Here is a 21,085-nt window from a genome sequence, read left to right as displayed (position 1 = left end):
TATTTTAGAGTATAAATAGAGTTTTTAAATTCACTTGATATATCATAATTAGGAGAACTTGTCTTACTACTTATACTAAAATTAGTATTATTGCTAGTATTTGTTGTATTAGTAGAATTTAATATTTCACTTCTTGCTAGAGTTTGTGAATTTTTACTTTCTATATCACTTAACTTGCTGGCATTTTGTTTTAAAAAAGCATTAGCAAAACTTATTTTAGAATTTTCTTTACTTTCTTTATTAGCTTTTGCTTGTGAAAGTATAGAACCATAGTTTGAGTTATCATTGATACTAAAGATACTCATATTAATTCCTTAATTTAGATTTTTTTGCCTTCAACCTAAATATATTAAAATAATATAAGCAAGATCTGTTCCGTTTTGGGGTGGAGTTATTTTTCTAAATAAATTTTTAAAGCCCTTTCATAGTCTTCTTTAGTATCAATCCCCATGCTTGTTGTTGAAATTTCAAGCATTTTGATTTTTTTACCATTTTCTATAGCTCTTAACTGCTCTAACTTTTCCGCTCTTTCAAGTGCAGAACTTGATAAAGAACAAAACTCCCTTAAAGCTTTGACACTATAAGCGTAAATGCCTAAATGCCCTTTAAAACTTTCCTCGTAATTTTCTCTTTCATAAGGGATTTTAACTCTTGAAAAATACAAGGCATACCCTTCTTTATCGCAAAGCACTTTAACCAGATTAGGATCCATAGCTTCTTCTTGAGTAATTTTTTTATAACAACTCGCCATAAAAGCTTTTTTATCCAAGCAAGAACTTGCAAATTTTTTAAATTTTAATAAATTTTCACATTCTATAAAAGGCTCATCAGCTTGGACATTAATAATAATCTCATCATCTTTTAAAGATAGTTTCTTACAAGCTTCATTAATCCTATCCGTACCACTTTCATGATCTTTGCTTGTTAAAACCGCATTTAGACCATATTCTTTAGTGATACTTAAAACCTTTTCATCGTCTAAAGCTATACAAACTTCATCCACACTACTTACCCTTCTTGCAGTAGCCACAAACATAGGCACTCCACCTATATCACATAAAATTTTCTCATGAAAACGACTTGATTTTAATCTTGCAGGAATAATAATCATTTTTGCATCCAATCTAAAATTTCTTTTTTTATATTTTTGGCTTCAAATACCTTTTCATCGCTATTTTTCAAGTCAAATAAAGCCAAAATTTCATCTTTAACTTGGACATTAAACTCTTTAGCTATAAATTTTAAATCTTCTTTTTCATTCTTAGAATCCCTATCATATAAAGCTTTTATCATACTTGGAGTAAATTTTGTCCATTCTGCTGTAGAGGTAATAATGCTAGGTTTTAAAGGATCAAGCATTTTAAAACAAGTTGCGGTGTGTGGATCGATTAAAATCTTACTTTGTTTGATAAATTGCATACATTCTTCATCGGTGCAAAAATCCGCCTCAAAATCTTCTTGCAAACTTTGTAATTCTTCTTTTTCAAGTTTAAAATATCTCTCATTTTTTAACAAATTCATCAGTTCTTTAGTTCTTTTATCTTTAAATTTCGCAAATAAGAGTCTTTCGATATTAGATGAAACAAGTATATCCATAGCTGGAGAAATAGTCTTCTTAAGACTTTTTTCACGCAAATCATAAACGCCCTGATTAAAAAATTCACTCAAAATATTATTCGCATTTGAAGCGATTTTGATTTTTGAAATTTTAGCTCCCATTTTTTTAGCATAAAAAGCTCCTAAAGCATTGCCAAAATTTCCACTTGGAACGATGATTTGCACTTCTTCTAAAAACTCATTAAAAAGTTTTAAACTCGCATAATAATGATAAATAATCTGAAATAAAATACGTCCAAAATTTACAGAATTTGCTGCGCAAAGCTCATAATTTAAAGCTTTAATTTCATTTTGAAAATCTTTTGAAAAAAGCAATTCTTTTAAAGTGTGCTGCGCTGCATCAAAATCCTCATCTATGGCAAAAACTTTCAAATTATCCTTATCTAAAGCTCGCATTTGCAACTCTTGAACTCCACTTGTACCACCTTTTGGATACATACAAACTACTTTAACATTTTCTGCATTTTCAAAACTTTTTAAAGTTGCAGGTCCCGTATCGCCACTTGTAGCACAGATAATTAAAATATTTTTATCCTTTGAAAATTCGCTTAAAAGCACGCCAAAAGGCTGTAAAGCCATATCTTTAAAAGCTCTTGTAGGCCCATGCCAAAGCTCGTTAATATAGGTTTTTTCAGAGATTTTTTGCAAAGAAATAGGTGTATTTTTATCATCAAAGCTTTCATAACTTTTCAAAGCCTTTTTAAAAAGCTCTTCTTCGCCAAAACCAAAACTTTCTATAAGCTTTAAAGCAAAATCTTTATAAGATAAATTGGCATATTTTTCTCCTTCAAAAATAGGTAAATTTAAAGGCGAATAAAGTCCTCCTTCTGGAGCGTTTGGGTTAATCAAAGCTTCCTTAAAGCTTGATACATTATTTACATTTCTACTCTCGACCAATTTCATTGCTCAAACTCCTTAATATAAGTTCTAATTTGTTCTTTTAGTGTATCTTTTAAATCTATATTTAACTCTATAATTTGACATTTAAAACCAAAATCTTTAACTTTAACAAAATCCTTAAAAGTAAGCATTAGTGTATCGCAATTATGTTTTTTTAGCAAATTTTCTAATTCTTCTTTTTTAAACTCATAATGATCTTTAAAAAAATAACAAGCCCTTGCTTTGATAAAATGCTCATACAATCTAAAAGGTTTAGCAATAGCAGTTACCAAAACAGCCTTTGGATTTTCTTTTACAAAAGAATAACGCACAAAATCCCTACCTTCTAATGCAATAAAATCAGCCCTTTTTTCATAAAATTTTGGCAAACGATAAGCTCCACTTGGTAAGGTAAAATTAAAATAAGGTTTGATTTTACTTTCAAGCAAAATATCAAATTTTTTAATATGAAATTTAGAAAAAGCATCATCAAGTACAACGATTTTAGCTCCCAACTCAAAAGCTTTTTCAATACCTTTTACTCTATCTTCACTTACAATCACACCTTTGATATTTTCTTCAAAAGCATACTCCATAGCTTCATCGCCACTTTGTGCTAAGGTGCATAAAATTTCATTTTGATTTTTAACAACAAACAAACCTTTAGATTTTCTTTTATAGCCCCTAAGCACTATAAAAACGTCATCAAATTCCCTTGCTATAGCTTTGCAAAGCGGGGTTTTTCCATTACCTCCAAAACTTAAATTACCAACGCTAATAACAGGCTTTTTAAAAACTATTTTTTTACGAAAAAAAGTATTTAAAATCGCAAAAAAAGCATAAAGCACACTTAAAGGTAAAAGTACAAAAGCAAGACATTTTTGCCAAAAATTAGGCTTAAAAAAATAATTATCAAGCCAAAGTTCATAATTTTTTTCTTCACTCATTGTTTAAATTTCCAAAATTTCAGGCATTTTTCCCTTAAAAGCATTTTTTTGCATGCGATTTTTTAACATAGCAATCAAAGAAGGATCAAGCGTTCTTAAAAGTTTTTCGTCATTAGTTTCTAAGGCTTTTAAACCTTCATCGATTTTTGCATAAGAAAAACCTAAATCCCCCTCATCGCTTTGATTTTCCCAAAGATCCGCACTTGGAGCTTTTTTGATAAAATTTTCATGCAAATTAAGGTATTTTGCTAAGGCATAAATTTCACTTTTATAAAGCGATCCTATAGGATTAAAAGCACAAGCTAAATCCCCATAAATCGTACCATAACCCAAAAGTAATTCGCTTTTATTAGAAGTGCCTATGACTAAAGAATTTTTCAAAGCAGAATAATCATAAAGCAAACTCATTCTAATGCGAGCTGCAAAATTTCCTAACGATACTAGAGTAGTATTTTCACTTTGCTTTATAAAAGCATCTAAAATGCTTTGAATTTCTATGATTTTATATTCAAGATTTAAATCCGCACAAAGCCTTAAAGCATCTTCGAGATTGGCTTTATTTGAAATTTGAGTTGGCATTAAAAGAGCAAAAACATTCTCTTTTAAAGCTATTTTGCAAAGCGTTGCTACTAAAGCAGAATCAATCCCGCCACTAAGCCCCAAAACCACACCTTGACTTTGAGAATTTTTCACTTTTTCTTGTATAAAATCACACATTTTTTCTGTTATCTTTTGCCAATCCATAAAGCTTGCCTTTTAAAAATTTAATGTATAATTATATTTATTTAAGGCAAATTTTTCATTAAAGAGGCAAAAAATGCAAATTATCAAACAAGCTTGTGGAGCTTATGAGACAAATTGTTATATTTTATTTGGTGAGCATGGAGAAATTATCATTGATCCTGGTTTTGATGCACTAAATTTCATCAAAAAACATGTAAAAAATCCTTTAGCGATTTTAAATACTCACGGACATTACGATCATGTTTGGGATAATGAAAAAGTAAAACAAGCCTATCAAATCCCTATTTATATTCATAAAAATGATGCTTTTATGCTTGAAGATCCTTTTAATCAAGGTTTTATATCTAGCAAAGCGGATTATTTGATTGATGATGAAAATATCATTTCTATAGGCGGATTTGATTTTAAATTTCACTTTTTACCAGGACATACGCCAGGTTGCACTATGATAGAAATTGTAGGTAAAAATATCATATTTAGTGGAGATTTTTTATTTTATAGAAGCATAGGAAGATGGGATTTTCCTTATTCAGATGCAAATTTAATGAAACAAAGCTTAGAAAAAGTTATGACTTACAAAGAAGATTTTAAACTTTTACCAGGACATGGACAAGAGACTACTTTAAAAAAAGAACAAGCCCATTTACCCTCTTGGCTTAGATACTTTTAAGGTATATTAAAATGGAATTAGATCAAATTTTATTATATGCTTTTATTTTTTTAAATCTTTTTGCTCTTTTTGGTTTATTTTTGGGAAATAAAAAGAAAAATCAATTTAACGATAAAAAATTTTATAAAATCTGCCCATGTAAAAAAATGGCAGAAAATGGATCTTTAAGTACCATTTGTATTTATTCAGCTGTGGGAGGATTTTTTTATAGTGTATTGTCTATAGGTTTTATAGGTTTTGGTAATTGGATTTTAAATTTTATTTTTTTACTTGCATTATTAAGCGTTTTTTTAGGGTGGAAATTAAAGCTTGATTGAAAAATATTTTTAAGAAAAATCCATTGATTTTTCTTAATTTTTATTTAAAAGTTGTACCACCATCAACGATGAAAGTATGTCCTGTCACCCAACTTGCCTTACTTGAACAAAGAAAAAGACATGCTCCAGCCAAATCTTCAGGCTGCCCCATGCGATTTAAAGGGCTTAAATTTATAGTAGCCTGTTTTACTTCTTCATAATTTGTAAAAGCTCTTAAAGCATCGGTTTCAATAGGCCCACCACTTACGACATTTACACGGATATTTTTTTCTCCAAGTTCAGTAGCTGCATATCTTGCCATAGCTTCTACAGCAGCTTTTGCTGTACCATGACCTGAATAATTTTCTATATACACTAAATTTCCTGTAGATGAAATAGAAATAATGCTTCCACCCCCTACTTTTTCCATCCTTTTAGCTGATTCTTGAGCTCCTACCACAAAAGCATTTACTGTGGCGGTAAAAATGTTATTAATTCCCTTTGGTTTTAACTTCATAAATTTAGTATAACCACCTACAACCGCACGTCCTGAAATGATAGCATTTGAGATAAAATAATCCACTCTATTAAAATCCACATCAATTTTTTCAAAAAGTTCTTTATAGGTTTCAGGTTCTAAGATATTAAATTCATAAGCTCTAGCTTTGATTTTATAATTTTTCTCCAAATCTTGCACCATTTCATCAGCAATTTGCGCATTAGAATTATAAGTAAAAGCTATATTTGCACCCACTTTAGCAAATTCATAAACTATAGCTTTGCCTATCCCGCGAGTTCCACCGCTGATTACTAAAGTTTTTCCTTGAAATTCTGTATTCATTAAAATCCTTTGATCTTATATTTTTTCATCACTTCTTCAATTTTAGCAAAATTTTCCTTATTTGGAGGACAAAGAGGAAGTCTAAACTCCAAACTTTCTATCAATCCAGCTATATACATAGCCGTTTTAATAGGAATAGGATTACTTTCACAAAATAAAATTTTATTGATATTATAAAGCTCATCATTGATTTTTTTAGCTTCTTTATAATTTTCATCTAAAGCAAAATGAGTTAAAGCGCTAATCATATCGGGTAATAAATTTGAAGTTACTGAAATCACTCCCTTTCCACCATTTGAAAGTATAGGATAATTGATCGCATCTTCTCCCGAAATAAGCATCATTCTAGGTTCATGCGCAAGCAAATCCACACACTTATCGATATTTCCACTCGCTTCTTTTACTCCATAAATATTTTCACAATCTCTAAAAAGCTTGATAATAGTATCTGTTGAAATTTCACAACCTGTTCTTCCTGGAACATTATATAAAAGCACAGGAATATCTACACTTTGTGCAATAGCCTTATAATGCTCGTAAAGTCCTTGTTGCGTAGGTTTATTATAATATGGCGCCACACTTAAAATCCCATCAGCACCATGTTCTTTAGCAAATTTAGCTAAATCCACTGCCTCATGAGTTGCATTACTTCCCGCACCTGCTAAAACCTTAACCTTAGTTCCTTTACAAGTCTCAACGGCTATCTCTATACAAGTTCTATGTTCTTCATGAGTTAAAGTTGCACTTTCTCCTGTTGTTCCTACTGGAACTACTGCATCGATGCCATTTTCTATTTGTCTTTTAATCAATCTTACATAACTTTGCTCATCAACTTTTCCATTTTTAAATGGTGTAATAAGAGCAGTCATCGCCCCAATAATAATATTTTTATCCATTTGAATCCTTTCTTAGAATTACCGTAGTTGAATTTTCTTGAATAAAATATTTTTTAGCACAAGAAATCAAATCTTTTAATTCCAAATTTTGTATATCTTTCTCATAATCTAACAAAGGATTGATATCTCCTCTTGCTAGATATGAACCATAAATATTTGCCACTGCACTAGCATTGTTAAGTGAGAAAATAAAATCACTTTTAACATTATTTTTTACTCTTTGCAAATCTTTTTGAGAAATTTTACCCATTTTAAGTTTATCAATGATTTTTAAAAGCTCTTTTTCTACTTTTTCTGCATTAACATTGGGGTTACAATTACAAATAAAAATAAATAAATTTTCATCTATACAATCATTAACATAAGCATAATAATCATTGATTAAATTTAATTTATCAATCAAAATTTCACTCATTAAAGAACTTTTCCCACTTCCTAAAAGCTCAGATAAAGCATTTAAAGCAGGTATATCTTCGTGTTTGAAATTTGGAATTTTATAAGCAAGGGCTAATAGTTCAGTATCTGAGTTTTTATGCAAATATATTCTTTTTGCTCCATCTTGTTTAGGCTCTTTTGTGTGAATTTTAGGTATAGTCTTAGTATTTTTAATCTTCTCAAAATGTTTTTTTGAAAGCTCAAAAACTTCTTTACTTTCTATATCGCCACTTACAAGCAAAATCGCATTTTTAGGTTGATAGTAAATGCTGTGAAATTCTTTAATATCCTCAATACTCCAATTTTCTATATCCTTAAAAAAACCTATAGGAGTCCAATGATAAGGATGATACATAAATGCGTGATTAAAAAGTCTAAAATAAAGATATCCCAAAGGGTTATTATCTGTTCTCCATCTACGCTCTTCTAAAACCACTGCTCTTTCAGGCTGAAATTCTTCATCTTTTAAATTTAAATTCGCCATAAGTTCTGCAAAAAGCTCTAAAGCTTTATCTAAATTTTTCTTCGCACATTTAATATAATAATGAGTATAGTCAAAACCTGTGCTTGCATTATCCACACCACCAAAACCCTTAACAATCTCATCAAATTCGCCAGCTTTTAAATTTTTAGTACTTTTAAAATTTAAATGTTCTAGCATATGAGCTATGCCACTTTTTCCCATGATCTCATTTCTTGAACCCACTTTATAAAAAATATCAACGCTAATCACATCGCTATTTTTATTTACAGGCAAAGCATAAACTTCAAGCTTGTTTTTTAATTGAATTTTTTCATAAGCAATCATTTTAAATTTACCCCAACAGCTTCACTAATATGTAAAAAACCATCTTTTCTTAAAAGCTCTATAAGATTTTGATTGATATTTTTTACCAAAGAAGGACCTTTAAAAATCAAAGCTGTATAAACTTGCACCAAATTAGCCCCATTTTTAATACGCTCATAAGCAATATCAGCACTATCAATCCCTCCACTTGCAATAAGCAAGGTTTTACCAAAAAGAATCTTAGCTACTTCTTTGAAAAAAATACCACTTTTTTCCGTAATCAGCCTTCCGCTAATACCACCAAAAGTACGATTATTATCTAACAAGCTATAATCAACACTGGTATTGGCTAATATAAACCCATCTGCACCTTTTTTAATGGCATTTTCACATAAATTTAAAGCATCATCTATTTTCATATCAGGAGCAATTTTTATCAAAATAGGCTTAGAAGTGATTTTTTTGGCTTCTTCAAGCAAGGTATTTAAAAAATCATCATTTTGCAACTCTCTTAAATTTTTAGTATTAGGAGATGAGATATTAACGATAAAATAATCACACAAATCCTTAAAATCTCTAAACAAAGTAAAATAATCCTCCAAGGCTTTGTCATTTGGAGTGATTTTATTTTTCCCTATATTTACCCCTAAAGGCAAAACAAAAGGATAAGTTTTTGCAAGCCTTAAAGCAATCTTTTCAGCACCTTCGTTGTTAAAACCCATAGCATTTTGTATACTTTCTTGTTTTACAAGTCTAAATAGACGTGGCTTTTCATTGCCTTCTTGAGGTTTTGGAGTAAAAGTTCCCACTTCCAAAAAGCCAAATCCTAAAGCACTCAAAGGTCTTATCATGGTGGCATTTTTATCAAAGCCTCCTGCTAAACCTACAGGATTATTAAAATCAAGTCCAAGTAAATTTTGTCTTAAACTCTCATCATCAACTATATATTTGTGTGCTAAAAAACTTAAAGCTCCTGGAAAACTGGCACTTAAAGCTCTTAAGCTATATTCAACCAAAGCATGTGCATGCTCAGGGTTTAACTTAAAAAGTAAAGGTTTTATCATTTCATAAGCCATTTTTTAATCCTTTTTAAAATTCTAACTAAAATTAACTAAAGCTAGGCTTTGTTTTTTCTTTGCTTTTAAATTTTTGGTATAAAGAACAAGTTTGCAAAAGCTCTTCATCTTTACCTATTGCCAATACCTTGCCCTTATCCAATACTACTATTTTATCTGCATTTTCTATAGTGCTTAAACGATGTGCAACCACTAAAATCAATCTGTCTTGTTTTAAGTTTTCTATAGTTTTAACTATTGCTTTTTCACTTTCATTATCCAAAGCTGAAGTTGCTTCATCAAAAATAAGCACATCAGGATTTTTATATAAAGCTCTAGCGATTGCTATTCTTTGTTTTTGCCCTCCACTTAAGTTCTTACCATGTTCTTTTACTTCAGCCCAAATCCCGCCCATTTCTTTAACAAATTCATAGGCATTGGCCAATTTTAAAGCTTGGATAACTTTTTCTTCTTCTAACTCTTCGCTATAAGCAATATTTGCAGCAAAACTATCATTAAAAAGATAAATATTTTGTGTTACAAGTCCTATTTTAGCATGTAAGCTTTCTATGGTAAAAGTACTAATATCTTCTTGATTGAGTAAAATTTTACCTTTTTGCTTTTCATAAAAATACATCAAAAGATTAATAATAGAAGATTTACCACCCCCACTTGTCCCTACAAGAGCAAGCATTTGCCCTTTAACAAAATCAAAATTTACGCCTTTTAAAACACTTTTATGCGGGTTTTCATAAGCAAATTCAACATTTTCAAAGCTAATTTTTTCAATGTTTTTTAATTCTTTGCTTCCACCTTTAATTTGAGGTTCTAAATCCAATAAATAAAAAGTTCTTTCACTTGCCGCAACAGCACCTTGAAGTTTTCCATATAAAGACGAAAGACGCTTTAAAGGAGTATATATCGCAAAAAGTGCCGAAACAAAACTAATAAAACTTCCCACACTCATAGAACCATTGATAACCTCTCTACCCCCTACAATAATCACCACAGCAACCCCAACAGAGCCCATCATATCCATTAAAGGACTTGTAAGTGCATCAATACGTGCGGATTTTAGGTTTAATTTACATAAAGTATCATTATGCTTAGCAAATTTATCACTTTCTTTTTTTTCATTATCATTAGCTTTGATCAATTCAATATTTGAAAAAATTTCACCCAAATAAGAAAGTAAATCCGAATTTGTTTCTTGTATATTTCTTGCATATTTTTTAAGTTTTTTAGCAAACCACACCAAAGGGAAAATAGCTAAAGGCAAAATCACTAAAGCAAAAAAAGCCAAAGTAGGACTTTGATACAAGACTACCGCAAGCAGTCCTATAGCAGTTAAAAGCTCTCTAAAAAAATCAGGAATAATGTTTGATACTATGCTTTGAAGCGCATTAATATCATTAGTGCAACGACTTACAAGCTCCCCACTTCTATAGCGTTTAAAAAAATCCATATCCAAGCGTAAAATATTTTTTAAAACCCTAGCACGCAATACTCTTAACATATCTGTTCCTATAAAGGAAACATAAAAACTTTGCAAATAAGTTCCAAGATTTTTAAAAAAATACATCAATACTAGCAAAAAAGGCACTGTATAAAGTAAAGCTTCATTTTTTTCAACGAAAATATAATTTAAAATAGGCTCTAAAGCATAAAAACTTCCAGCAGTTCCTCCGCTTGCTAAAATCATACCAAAAATAGCTATAGCAAATTGCTTCCAATATCTTTTATAAAAGGGCTTAAAGCGTATTAAAACCTCTTTTAAATTCATCTCATTATGCATTTATTTTCTCCCAAATTGTTCCATTTGGAGTATCTAAAAGAGTGATTTTTTTATTACTTAGTTGTTCCCTTATTGCATCAGCTGTGTTAAAATCTTTGTTTTTCTTAGCCTCAGTTCGTTCTAAAATTAACTTTTCAATTTCTTCTCGTTCTTCTTTGCCTACACCCCATTGAAAATATAAAGTTGTATCCATAAAACCAAAGCCAAAAATTTTAGCTAGCTCACTTAAAGCTTTTTTGATATTTTGTTTTAAAATTTTATTTTTGCTTTCTTTATCCAACTCTAAATTTGCATTACTTATAAAATCATCCAAAAGAGCTAAGGCTTTAGAAATATTTAAATCATCATTTAAAATCTCTAAAATTTGCTTAGCAATTTCGCTTTTTATTTCAATATCATTTAAAACATCAAAATCAGAAATTTCACCTAAATCCAATCTTTTTTTAAGGCGATAAAATTTATCTAAACGTTTTTTAGCATTTTCTAAATCCGATAAAGAATAATTAAAATGAGATCTATAATGAGAACTCAAAAGATAAAATCTTAGAGCCTCGCCCATAAATTCTTTTAAAGCATCTTTTATGAAAAAACTATTATTTAAACTTTTACTCATTTTTTCACCATCGATTTTTACAAAACCATTGTGAAGCCAAATATTTGCTAATTTTCTCTTACATCCACAACGACATTGCGCAGCCTCATTTTCATGATGAGGAAAAAGCAAATCTATCCCTCCAGCATGTATATCAAGAGTATTTTCAAAAATAGAATCAATCATAGCAACACATTCAGTATGCCAACCCGGACGCCCTTTGCCAAATTCACTTTCGTAAAAATTTTCATCAAATTTCCAAAGCACAAAATCGCTTTCATTTCTTTTTTGCACTTCATTACTTAAACGAGAGATATTTTCTTCTAAATTGCGATTTGATAGGCTTAAATATTTTTCATCTTTACTTGCATCAAAATAAATTCCATCTTCTAGAGTATAAACAAACCCATCCTTGGCAAGCTTTTTAATCAAATCAAGCATAGCTGTTATATAATGCGTTGCACGAGGCTTAAAATCGGGATCTAATACATTTAAAGCCCTCATATTCTCTTCATAACTTTTGATGTAAAATTCCGTAATTTCCTCTAAAGTTTGACCACTTTGAGCCATTTTTTTTAAGATTTTATCATCAATATCTGTGTAATTTCTAGCAAATTTTACCCTATTGCCCTGAGCAAGTAAAACCCTACGCAAAAGATCAAAGCAAACACTACTTCTTGCATGTCCTAAATGTGCATCATCATAAACCGTAGGTCCGCATAAGTAAATACTAATATCTTTTTTATCAAGTTTTATTTTCTCTTTTGCTACACTGTCTAATAATCTCATTAAAAAACTCCTTTAAAACTTGTAAAAATTCCTATAAAAAAACTTAAAATATAAGGTTTAATCAAAATAAGTAAGATTGTAAAAACAATCAAAGCAACTATAACCAACAAGCAAATTTTAATAGATATTAAAGCAAAAAATTTCTTAAAACCAAATTCTTTGATATTAGCTCCAAGCAAATAAAAAGCACTAATAGAGCTTGAAAGTGCTACTGCAATAACCTTTAAACTTTCATCTTTAATCAAAAATATAAAAGCCATAGAACATAAAGCACTGATAATTAAAGATTTTACCGCGATCCAAGCTGCTGTTTTTTGTTTAAATTTTGCATAAAGCCACAAAGAAAAAAGCTTTTGCAAACCAAAAGGTAAAAGCCCTATAAGATAAGCAATCAAAACATAAGCCGTAATTACACTATCTTCGTGAGTGAAATTTCCTCTTTCAAATAAAAGTTTTGAAATTTCCAAAGCAAACACAGAACCTACAATACTAGAAGCAATAAGCAAAATACTTAAAAGCGCTAATGCTCTTTGCATAAATTTTAAGGCTAAATTTTCTTGACCACTTTTTAAATGTTTTAAAATTTTTGGAAAAGAAACTTGAGTTAAAGCGATAGCAAAAAGTGCAAGGGGGAGTTGGAATACACGATTTGCATAATAAAGATAAGAAATACTCCCGCTCATTAAAAAACTAGCTATGGTTGTATCAAGCAATGAGCTAAATTGAGTCGCAGAAGAACCTAAAACTCCATGAAAAAAATTGCCATAAAAACCTTGTAATTTCGCCTTGGCTTTTTTAAATTTTATACTTAAAGCCATAGCACGGATTACAGGATTGTTTTTTAAAACAAGCAAATGTAAAATAAGCTGTGCCACCCCGCTTAAAACCGTTGCATAAGAAAAATAATAAAGTGTATTTTGCGGTGCATTTTTATCCACAAAAAAGGCAGCTATAACAATACTTAAGTTAAATAATGCCGCAGAAAAAGAGGTAATGAAAAATTTTTGTCTATAATTTAAAATAGCTCCTAAAAAAGTAACTAAAAAAATAAAAAACAAATACCAAAAATTAATCGCCACTAAAGGAGCCGCTAAAGCTATAGTATCTGCGTTAAACCCAAAAGCAAAAAGCTTAGTAAAAAAAGAGGAGAAAAAACTTACCAAAAGACAAAATAAAAAAACTATAAGGCTAAATTGCATCATTACACTAACACAAAAAGCTCCTTTTTTTTTCGCTTTTACAAAATTAGGCAAAAAACTTTGTCCAAAAGCCCCTTCTGCAAAAATTCTTCTAAAAAAAGCAGGCATTTTTAAAGCCACAAAAAAAATATCACTATAAAGCCCTGCTCCTAAAAAAAGCGCTATTAAAACATCTCTAGCAAGCCCTAAAATTCTTGAAAATAAAATTCCTAAAGCATTGATAATAAAATTTTTAAATACTAAACTCTTCATTAAATTTTTTCATAAATTTCAAAATATAAAGAGAATTATTTTAACTAAAATTGATTAAAAATTGACTATAATTACATTCTTAATTTTTTACAAGGGGAAAGTTTTGGCTTTGGATGAAAAAATTATTGCCTATACAGAAAATCCAGCTCGAGAGCTTTTAAGCGTAGCTTCACGAACAAACCTTAGCTTAAATGAGCTTGATTTTAGTTTATTGGCATTTTCTACACAATATCGTTTTGGAGATTTAGAATGGGAAAAAATCTCTGAAAAAGAATTAACTCTTTTTGATAAAGATGATTTTTTTTTAAAAAATGATCTTCAAATCAAGCAAGAATACAAAATAGAAATTTTCCATGGTATAAACCAAAGCAAAGCATTTCAAGCAGTCAAACTAGTTGCAAATAAAAATTTAACCAAAATAGTTGCTCAAATTGATTTTACAAATTTAGACTTTCATGAAAAACTAGCACTAGAACTTTTGCAAAATATTTATAAAAAGATGTTGAAACTTAAATTTTTAATAGGTATCCGCATTTTTGATTTTAAGAAAAATTTAATGTCTTTTTGCAACCAACATAAAAACACCCCTTTAAATAAAACTATACAAATTACCGTTGCACAAGGTATTGATCCTATAGAAAGTCAAGACGAATCTCTAATCTTGACTTATAAAGAAAAAACCAAAAACTACACTATCGATGAAAAACGCTCAGGTATTATTGCTGTTGATGAAAATGAAGTTGTTTTAAAACACACCAAATTTAAACAAGGTAAAGAAGGAAAAGACTTAAATTTACACACCTTAAAAGTTTTAGCCGCAAATGAAAATAAAGTTAAATTTTCTTGTTCTTCGGCTTTTAAACAAGTAGAGCAAGATGGATACACAGAATATATAGCCTTAAAAAAAGGTTATGTAGTACAAGATGGTGAAAATTTTGATATCGCCAATGAACTAGATTTTAATGGGGTGGATTTTAAAAATATAGGGATTATAAGAGCTGGACTAGACAAAAATGTCAAAATCAATATAAAATTTCTTTCAGAAGTAAAAGATGCTGTAAATTCTGGCGTTGGGATAGAATGTGAAGAATTAAATGTAGTCGGAAGCATAGGAAGCAACACTCAACTTAATGCCACTAAAATGAAAATTGAAGGCGCTACACACTCTAAAGCCAAAATTCAAGCCAAACAAGCCTATATAAAAACTCATAGAGGATTTGCAGAAGCCGAAATTTTAAATATAGATTTGCTCGAAGGGGGAACAATCAAAGCCAAAGAAGTGAGAATTAAAAAAAGTTTAGGTGGAAGTATACAAGCTGATAAAATCTATATAGAAAATTTAGAAAGTAATAATTCTTGTGTGTTTTTTGAAAACACCACAATAGAACGCATTAACGGGGATAACAATAAATTTCATGCTAAAATTAAAACTCTTGATAAAAATTATGATGAAGAATTTGCGATTTTAGGAGAGCAAATTTCTAAGTTAAATCATAAAATAAATAAAATAAGACAATACATTTTATCAAGTAAAAATGGAATTTTAAGCGTTGAAAAAAAGATAACAGAACTTAAAAATCAAGGTCAAAATGTTCCTGTACAATACGAAAAAGCCCTAAAAGATTTCTCTTTACAAAATCTTGAATTAAATAAACTACAAAATGAAGAAAAAGAACTTCTTGAACGCAAAAAATCTTTACAATTAGAATTAATCAATTTACAAAAAATGCTTTTTGAAGCAACTTTTATAAATAAAAGTGGCAAATGGACTGATATGAATGAGATCAAATTTTCACTTCTAGAGCCTAAAGAAGATATTTTTTACTCTTCATTTGTTAATGAAAGTGCTAAATTTATAGGTATTAAAAAAGTCATACAAAACAACCAAGAAAGTATAGAAATACATAAAAAATTAGATTATGAAGAAAAGGATATAGCATGGTTGTCGGCATCGAAGGAATAATCACAAAAAAAGAACCTGCTTTTATCATTGTTAAATGCGCTAGTGGTTTAAGCTATGGGATATTTATTTCGCTTTTTTGTTCTGCTAAAATTCAAACTCAAGAAAAGCATGAGTTTTTTATCACTCAAATCATCAAAGAAGATTCTAATAAATTTTATGGCTTCTTGGATAAAGATGAACAAAAAATGTTCGAAATGCTTTTAAAAGTCAATGGAGTGGGTGCAAATACTGCTATGGCGGTATGCTCTAGTCTTGATGTAAATTCTTTTTACAAGGCGTTAAGTTTGGGCGATGAAAGTGTGCTTAAAAAAGTACCTGGCATAGGTCCAAAAAGTGCAAAACGCATTATAGTAGAACTTTCTGACACAAAAACCAAACTTGAAAGTGTAAGCGATGATAAAAGCGAAGCCTTAGCCGCACTTCTTACTCTAGGCTTTAAACAAGAAAAAATCATAAGTGTTTTAGCAAGTGCTCAAGCAACAGGCACAAGCGAACTCATCAAAGAAGCTCTTAAAAAACTAGGATAAAGGAATAAAATGAAATTTGCAATACTTTTTGGCGGAAATTCTTATGAACATGAGATCAGTATAGTAAGTGCTGTAGTGCTTAAAAAAGTTATCAATCAAAATTTAGAATTTATTTTTTGCGATGAAGAAAGAAGATTTTATCATATTCCAAGTGAAAAAATGAATTCTAAAACTTTTAGCACTAAAGCTTATAAAAAAGAAAAAGAACTCTTCATCAAACAAGGAGGTTTTTTTAGCAAAGGTTTTTTAAAAGAAAATAAACTAGAGTGCGAATGCGTGATCAATCTTATCCATGGTAGAGATGGAGAAGATGGAAAAATTGCGGCTTTATTTGAGTTTTATTCTATTAAATTTATAGGACCTAGGCTTGAAGCTAGTGTATTATCTTTTAACAAAGAACTTACCAAACTTTATGCCAAAAGCGTTGGAGTAAAAACACTTGATTATACCATGCTAAGAAAAAATCAAAACTCTAAAGAAAAGCTTAGTTTTCCTTGCATTATCAAACCTGCAAGACTTGGAAGTAGTATAGGTATTAGCATAGTAAAAGATGAAAAAGATTTAGAATACGCCAAAGATGTAGGTTTTGAATTTGATAATGATCTTGTAGTAGAAGAATTTAAAAACAATATCAAAGAATACAATCTTGCAGGATGTATGATCAATGATGGGTTTGTTTTTTCCATCATAGAAGAGCCAAAGAAAAAAGAATTTTTAGACTTTGAACAAAAATATCTTAGCTTTTCAGGACGCAATGAGCTTATAGAAGCGGATTTAAGCGAAGAATTAAAAGAAAAACTCAAAGATAGCTTTAAAAAGATTTACAATCCTTTGTTTAAAGGTGCTTTAATACGCTGCGATTTTTTTATACTGGATAATGAAGTATATTTAAATGAAATCAACCCAAATCCTGGTTCTTTGGCTAATTATCTTTTTAAAGATTTTAATACCACTTTAAACGCTTTAGCTGATCAAATTTCACTTGAAAAAATGATAAAAATCAACTACAACTTCCTTCACTCCATCAACGGACAAAAAGGAAAATTATAAGCTTTTAAGTCAAAATACGCTAAATTATACATAAAATTTAGCGTATTTTAGGAAGAAAAATGCTCTCTTTTAAACAAGATGAAATTTACACTGCCACCGAGGTGGTAAGAAATTTTAGCCCCATTATGGAAAAACTCAAAAAAAGTGAAAGTGGAAAAATAGTTATTTTAAAAAATAACAAATTTGAAGCTGTAATGCTTAGTATGAAGGAATTTGAACGCTTACAAAACGCCATGCAACTTTTAGAAAATATCTACAAAAATCAAAAGGCTTAAAATGGCTCAAACTCAACTTTCTTATAAAAACAAAACTTATCAAATTTCTTATGAAATTTTAGGTGATCTTTCCTTACCGCAAATACTTATCTTACACGGCTGGGGAGCTGATAAAGAACTTATGAAGCAAAGTTTTTGTCCTTTTTTAAAAGATTTTTGTCAAATTTATATGGATTTAGCAGGTTTTGGAAATTCAAGTGTGGAAGAAATTTTAAACACTCAAGATTATGCCAATATCACAGAACTTTTTTTAAAACAAAAAAAACTCAATATCTGTTTTTTCATGGGGCATTCTTTTGGCGGAAAAGTAAGTACCCTACTCGCAAAAGAAAAAGACATCCTAATCTTACTTTCAAGTGCGGGAATTTTGGCTAAAAAATCCCTAAAAGTGCGTTTTAAAATCCGTATTTTTAAAATTTTAAAACTCTTTGGTTTGGGAAAATTTTATCGCTATTTTGCTAGTAAAGATGGAGCAAATCTTAGTCCTATGATGTATGAAACCTTTAAAAAGGTTGTTGATGAGGATTTTAGTGAAATTTTTGCCAAGCAAAAGGCTAAAAGTTTGATTTTTTGGGGAAAAAGCGATGAAGCTACGCCTTTATATTGTGGCGAGAAAATGCATCAATTTTTAAAAAATAGCACTTTTTATCCTTTAGAGGGGGATCATTTTTTCTTTTTAAAACATTCTGCTTTCATAGCTCAAAAAATTAAGGAAATTTAAATGCTTATCAATACTCTTTATTTTATTAATTCTTTATTTTTTAATTTTTGTATAGCTTTTTATCTTATGAGTGCTTTACAATGGTATTCTTATAAATTTAAACGCGTGTTTTTTCATTATCATAAACCTTTGTGGCATTTGTATTTTTTATTTATTCCTTATTTTTTATTCTTAGCTTTTCCTTTATACTCTTTGGCATATTTTGCATTGTTCCATGCTCCAATTTTGTATTTTTGGAACAAAGGTATAGATAAAAAGCTTGTTTTTACAAGCAAGGTTAAATGGTTTTTTGTTTTTGTTTTTGTTTATAATGCTATTTTTGCTATACTTGCTTTGCGTTTTTCTTTTCTTTTTAATCTTTTTAGCCTTCCTTTTGCTTTATTGAGTCTTAAAATTTATGAGTTTTTTACAAATTTATATTATAAAAAACAAGCCAAAACCAAACTAAGAGCCAATGAAAATTTAAAAATCATACTCATTACCGCAAGTTTTGGAAAAACAAGTATTAAAAATTTTCTATACGAACTTTTAAAAGATGACTTTAAAAGCTACAAAACACCACGCTCTGTCAATACCTTGCTAGGTATAGTTGCTGATATTAATACCAATTTAAGCCAAGATACTCAAATTTACATAGCTGAAGCAGGCGCTAGACTTAAAGGCGATATCGATGAAATCACGCGTTTTTTACAACCTCACATCAGCATAGTAGGAGAGATAGGCAATGCACATTTAGAGTATTTTAAAAGTGTTGAAAATATCCGCTCAACCAAACTTGAAGCCTTAAATTCCAAAAGACTAGAAAAGGCTTTTTTACACTCTAGCGCCCAAAAAGAAGAAGATAAACTCATTAGCCTTTATGATGATAAATTAAGTCTTATTCATTCAAGTCTTGAAGGTTTAGAATTTAGGGTAAATATAGAAAATAAATCCTATGATTTTAAAAGTCAAATTTTAGGGAATTTTAACGCGCAAAATCTTTGTGTTTGTATACTTTGTGCTCATTATCTTGGCATAAAGCTAGAAAAAATTCAAAAGCAAGTTTTAAATATAAACTCCGTAGAACATCGCTTGCAAGTGCTTTCAAGAGAGCCTAAATTTATCATAGATGATGGTTTTAATGGAAATTTTAAAGGTATGAGCACAAGCTATAAACTTTGTAAAAGCTATAAAGGACGAAAAGTTTTAGTAAGTCCTGGTATAGTGGAAGTAAGCGAAGAAGAAAATATAAAACTTGCTAAAATCATCAATGAGTGTTTTGATCTTGTTATCATTAGCGCACAAATCAATGCTGAAATTTTCAAAAAAGAGTTAAAAATAAAAACCATTATACTTAAAGAAAAGAGTCAGCTAGTTCAAACTCTGGCTAAAGAAACAAAAAACGGAGATTTAATACTCTTTTCAAACGATGCGCCTAGCTTTATGTGATTCGCATAAGTATTTGCAAATGTCATCATTTTTAATTTGACTTCGTGCAAATACTTCTTTAAACCCTAGTTTGTCCTATAAGATTATTTAATCTATCCATTATAGATCCAACATAAGAATTTATACTTTCACTACTTGCTTTCCAGCCATTAGCAAGAGCTTGTTTAATTTCAGCATCTAAAGCCCAATTACCCATAGCAGATTCTTTAGGAATGTTATTTTCATACATATAAAGTTGCCCTTCTAATTTTCCATTTTTACTAGCTAGATATTTAAATAGACTTGCAAAATCTACTTTACCTGTCATAATATCACCTATATCTACACTAGTAGTTGAAAAACTCTCTTTAGCCATAGCTGTATTGTAAGCTTCTACTTTTGGATTAAGTGTGGTTTTTAGACTCTCAACAGGTTGTCCACCTTGAGATTTTAAAAAACTCATAAACAAAGTTTCTTTAGAATAGCTTCCATCTTCATTTTGTGGATAAACTGACATATCAGGATTAAACTGCCAATCTTCACCTTTAGAAACATTTTTGATTTCTTCTAAGGATAAACCTAAAGTTTTAGGCAATAATCCATCAATCATATATCCAGAATCAGCCCAAAGATCATCGGCTTCTTTTGCTTGTTCAGGGGTTTTATAAACATTTGAAATTAAAGAATTTGAAAAATCTTTTAAACCTGTAATATTCATTCTATTGCTTGGATCATTAAAGTCCATCCATTGCGTTCCACTTACACCATAACCACTAGGCATAGAATTTATATCTGCTTCACTAAAACTTGTTTTATCATTTGGAAAACTTTGACCTAAAGCATTAGAAAAAAGATTATAATATTGTTTTATGGTTTCAGCCATATCTATATTAGTATAATACTCGCTTACGCCTAAGTATTCTTTTGTACTTGAAACAACAGGATCATTTTCGGCAGCTTTTTTAATCTCATCCAAAGTAGATTTATGTATCTTAAAATCTTCAGGAAGTCCTGCAGCTTTGTTAAAATCACTTCCCATATAACCATCTTTATCTACACTATAACCATAGGCTGTATTATTACTTATATCTGCTTGTTTGTATTTTAGAGTATAAATAGAGTTTTTAAATTCACTTGATATATCATAATTAGGAGAACTTGTCTTACTACTTATACTAAAATTAGTATTATTGCTAGTATTTGTTGTATTAGTAGAATTTAATATTTCACTTCTTGCTAGAGTTTGTGAATTTTTACTTTCTATATCACTTAACTTGCTGGCATTTTGTTTTAAAAAAGCATTAGCAAAACTTATTTTAGAATTTTCTTTACTTTCTTTATTAGCTTT

General features: G+C 29.7%; 20 protein-coding genes and 1 pseudogene. 8 read left to right on the top strand and 13 right to left on the bottom strand.

What is annotated here, in order from left to right; translation table 11 throughout:
- The 5 genes and pseudogenes from AJ932_RS02375 to AJ932_RS02355 form a co-directional block, all read right to left on the bottom strand.
- A pseudogene (locus AJ932_RS02375) lies at window positions 1-305 on the bottom strand (hypothetical protein); the annotation flags it as partial.
- Window positions 306-391: 86 nt separating this feature from the next.
- Window positions 392-1,111, bottom strand: a complete 720-nt coding sequence (kdsB, locus tag AJ932_RS02370) for a 3-deoxy-manno-octulosonate cytidylyltransferase (RefSeq protein WP_070278360.1) — start codon at window positions 1,109-1,111, stop codon at window positions 392-394.
- Window positions 1,108-2,520 carry a threonine synthase gene (gene thrC, locus AJ932_RS02365; RefSeq protein WP_070278337.1) on the bottom strand — a complete coding sequence of 471 codons (1,413 nt, stop codon included), beginning with the start codon at window positions 2,518-2,520 and terminating at the stop codon, window positions 1,108-1,110. Before thrC ends, kdsB begins: the two co-directional genes overlap by 4 nt.
- Window positions 2,517-3,443 (bottom strand): tetraacyldisaccharide 4'-kinase, encoded by a 927-nt coding sequence (locus AJ932_RS02360; RefSeq protein ID WP_070278339.1) that lies wholly within the window; start codon window positions 3,441-3,443, stop codon window positions 2,517-2,519. The genes thrC and AJ932_RS02360 overlap by 4 nt, the downstream gene beginning before the upstream one ends.
- Before the next feature lie 3 nt (window positions 3,444-3,446).
- Complete coding sequence (locus AJ932_RS02355; RefSeq protein WP_070278342.1) at window positions 3,447-4,187, bottom strand: NAD+ synthase; 741 nt, start codon at window positions 4,185-4,187, stop codon at window positions 3,447-3,449.
- A 73-nt stretch (window positions 4,188-4,260) separates the two neighbouring features.
- Between AJ932_RS02355 and AJ932_RS02350 the strand changes: the two genes are divergently transcribed.
- Together AJ932_RS02350 and AJ932_RS02345 are read left to right on the top strand one after the other, a co-directional pair.
- Window positions 4,261-4,857 carry an MBL fold metallo-hydrolase gene (locus AJ932_RS02350; RefSeq protein ID WP_070278344.1) on the top strand — a complete coding sequence of 199 codons (597 nt, stop codon included), beginning with the start codon at window positions 4,261-4,263 and terminating at the stop codon, window positions 4,855-4,857.
- An 11-nt stretch (window positions 4,858-4,868) separates the two neighbouring features.
- Window positions 4,869-5,174, top strand: a complete 306-nt coding sequence (locus AJ932_RS02345; protein WP_070278346.1) for a hypothetical protein — start codon at window positions 4,869-4,871, stop codon at window positions 5,172-5,174.
- Between the two features lie 40 nt (window positions 5,175-5,214).
- Here AJ932_RS02345 and AJ932_RS02340 read toward each other — a convergent pair whose 3' ends face one another.
- The 7 genes from AJ932_RS02340 to murJ are packed head-to-tail and all read right to left on the bottom strand — an operon-like array spanning window position 5,215 to window position 13,794.
- Window positions 5,215-5,994, bottom strand: coding sequence for an enoyl-ACP reductase (locus AJ932_RS02340; protein WP_070278348.1), 780 nt, complete (start codon window positions 5,992-5,994; stop codon window positions 5,215-5,217).
- Entirely contained in the window at window positions 5,994-6,890 is an 897-nt protein-coding gene (dapA, locus tag AJ932_RS02335) for a 4-hydroxy-tetrahydrodipicolinate synthase (RefSeq protein WP_070278350.1), read from the bottom strand. Before dapA ends, AJ932_RS02340 begins: the two co-directional genes overlap by 1 nt.
- Entirely contained in the window at window positions 6,883-8,133 is a 1,251-nt protein-coding gene (locus tag AJ932_RS02330) for a M16 family metallopeptidase (protein WP_070278352.1), read from the bottom strand. The genes dapA and AJ932_RS02330 overlap by 8 nt, the downstream gene beginning before the upstream one ends.
- Window positions 8,130-9,188: a quinone-dependent dihydroorotate dehydrogenase gene (locus AJ932_RS02325; protein ID WP_002872967.1), complete on the bottom strand. Its 1,059-nt coding sequence runs from the start codon at window positions 9,186-9,188 to the stop codon at window positions 8,130-8,132. Before AJ932_RS02325 ends, AJ932_RS02330 begins: the two co-directional genes overlap by 4 nt.
- A gap of 31 nt (window positions 9,189-9,219) precedes the next feature.
- Complete coding sequence (locus tag AJ932_RS02320) at window positions 9,220-10,962, bottom strand: ABC transporter ATP-binding protein (protein WP_002881145.1); 1,743 nt, start codon at window positions 10,960-10,962, stop codon at window positions 9,220-9,222.
- Window positions 10,955-12,343, bottom strand: coding sequence for a cysteine--tRNA ligase (gene cysS, locus AJ932_RS02315; protein WP_070278354.1), 1,389 nt, complete (start codon window positions 12,341-12,343; stop codon window positions 10,955-10,957). The genes AJ932_RS02320 and cysS overlap by 8 nt, the downstream gene beginning before the upstream one ends.
- Window positions 12,343-13,794, bottom strand: coding sequence for a murein biosynthesis integral membrane protein MurJ (gene murJ / locus AJ932_RS02310; protein WP_002856935.1), 1,452 nt, complete (start codon window positions 13,792-13,794; stop codon window positions 12,343-12,345). Before murJ ends, cysS begins: the two co-directional genes overlap by 1 nt.
- 103 nt (window positions 13,795-13,897) lie before the next feature.
- Between murJ and AJ932_RS02305 the strand changes: the two genes are divergently transcribed.
- Genes AJ932_RS02305 through AJ932_RS02280 form a run of 6 tightly spaced genes read left to right on the top strand, consistent with a single transcriptional unit; the run spans window position 13,898 to window position 19,758 of the window.
- Window positions 13,898-15,757 carry a flagellar assembly protein A gene (locus AJ932_RS02305; RefSeq protein WP_070278356.1) on the top strand — a complete coding sequence of 620 codons (1,860 nt, stop codon included), beginning with the start codon at window positions 13,898-13,900 and terminating at the stop codon, window positions 15,755-15,757.
- Window positions 15,733-16,284 carry a Holliday junction branch migration protein RuvA gene (ruvA, locus tag AJ932_RS02300; RefSeq protein WP_070275157.1) on the top strand — a complete coding sequence of 184 codons (552 nt, stop codon included), beginning with the start codon at window positions 15,733-15,735 and terminating at the stop codon, window positions 16,282-16,284. Before AJ932_RS02305 ends, ruvA begins: the two co-directional genes overlap by 25 nt.
- A gap of 9 nt (window positions 16,285-16,293) precedes the next feature.
- Window positions 16,294-17,334, top strand: a complete 1,041-nt coding sequence (locus AJ932_RS02295; protein ID WP_070275158.1) for a D-alanine--D-alanine ligase — start codon at window positions 16,294-16,296, stop codon at window positions 17,332-17,334.
- 59 nt (window positions 17,335-17,393) lie between these two features.
- Entirely contained in the window at window positions 17,394-17,609 is a 216-nt protein-coding gene (locus AJ932_RS02290; RefSeq protein ID WP_002852622.1) for a type II toxin-antitoxin system Phd/YefM family antitoxin, read from the top strand.
- 1 nt (window position 17,610) lies between these two features.
- Window positions 17,611-18,330, top strand: a complete 720-nt coding sequence (locus AJ932_RS02285; protein ID WP_052949979.1) for an alpha/beta fold hydrolase — start codon at window positions 17,611-17,613, stop codon at window positions 18,328-18,330.
- On the top strand, window positions 18,331-19,758 hold the full coding sequence (locus AJ932_RS02280) for a Mur ligase family protein (protein WP_070278358.1): 1,428 nt from the start codon (window positions 18,331-18,333) through the stop codon (window positions 19,756-19,758). It abuts the gene before it with no gap.
- Between the two features lie 58 nt (window positions 19,759-19,816).
- On the opposite strand, the gene AJ932_RS10025 is transcribed toward AJ932_RS02280, so the two are convergent.
- The coding region (locus tag AJ932_RS10025; protein WP_083261772.1) for a Cj0814 family flagellar-dependent secreted protein at window positions 19,817-21,085 on the bottom strand (1,269 nt) is incomplete at its 5' end.

The organism is Campylobacter sp. BCW_6873 (genome assembly GCF_001762365.1).
Taxonomy (GTDB): domain Bacteria; phylum Campylobacterota; class Campylobacteria; order Campylobacterales; family Campylobacteraceae; genus Campylobacter_D; species Campylobacter_D jejuni.
This window is presented reverse-complemented; position numbering and strand designations above follow the sequence as displayed.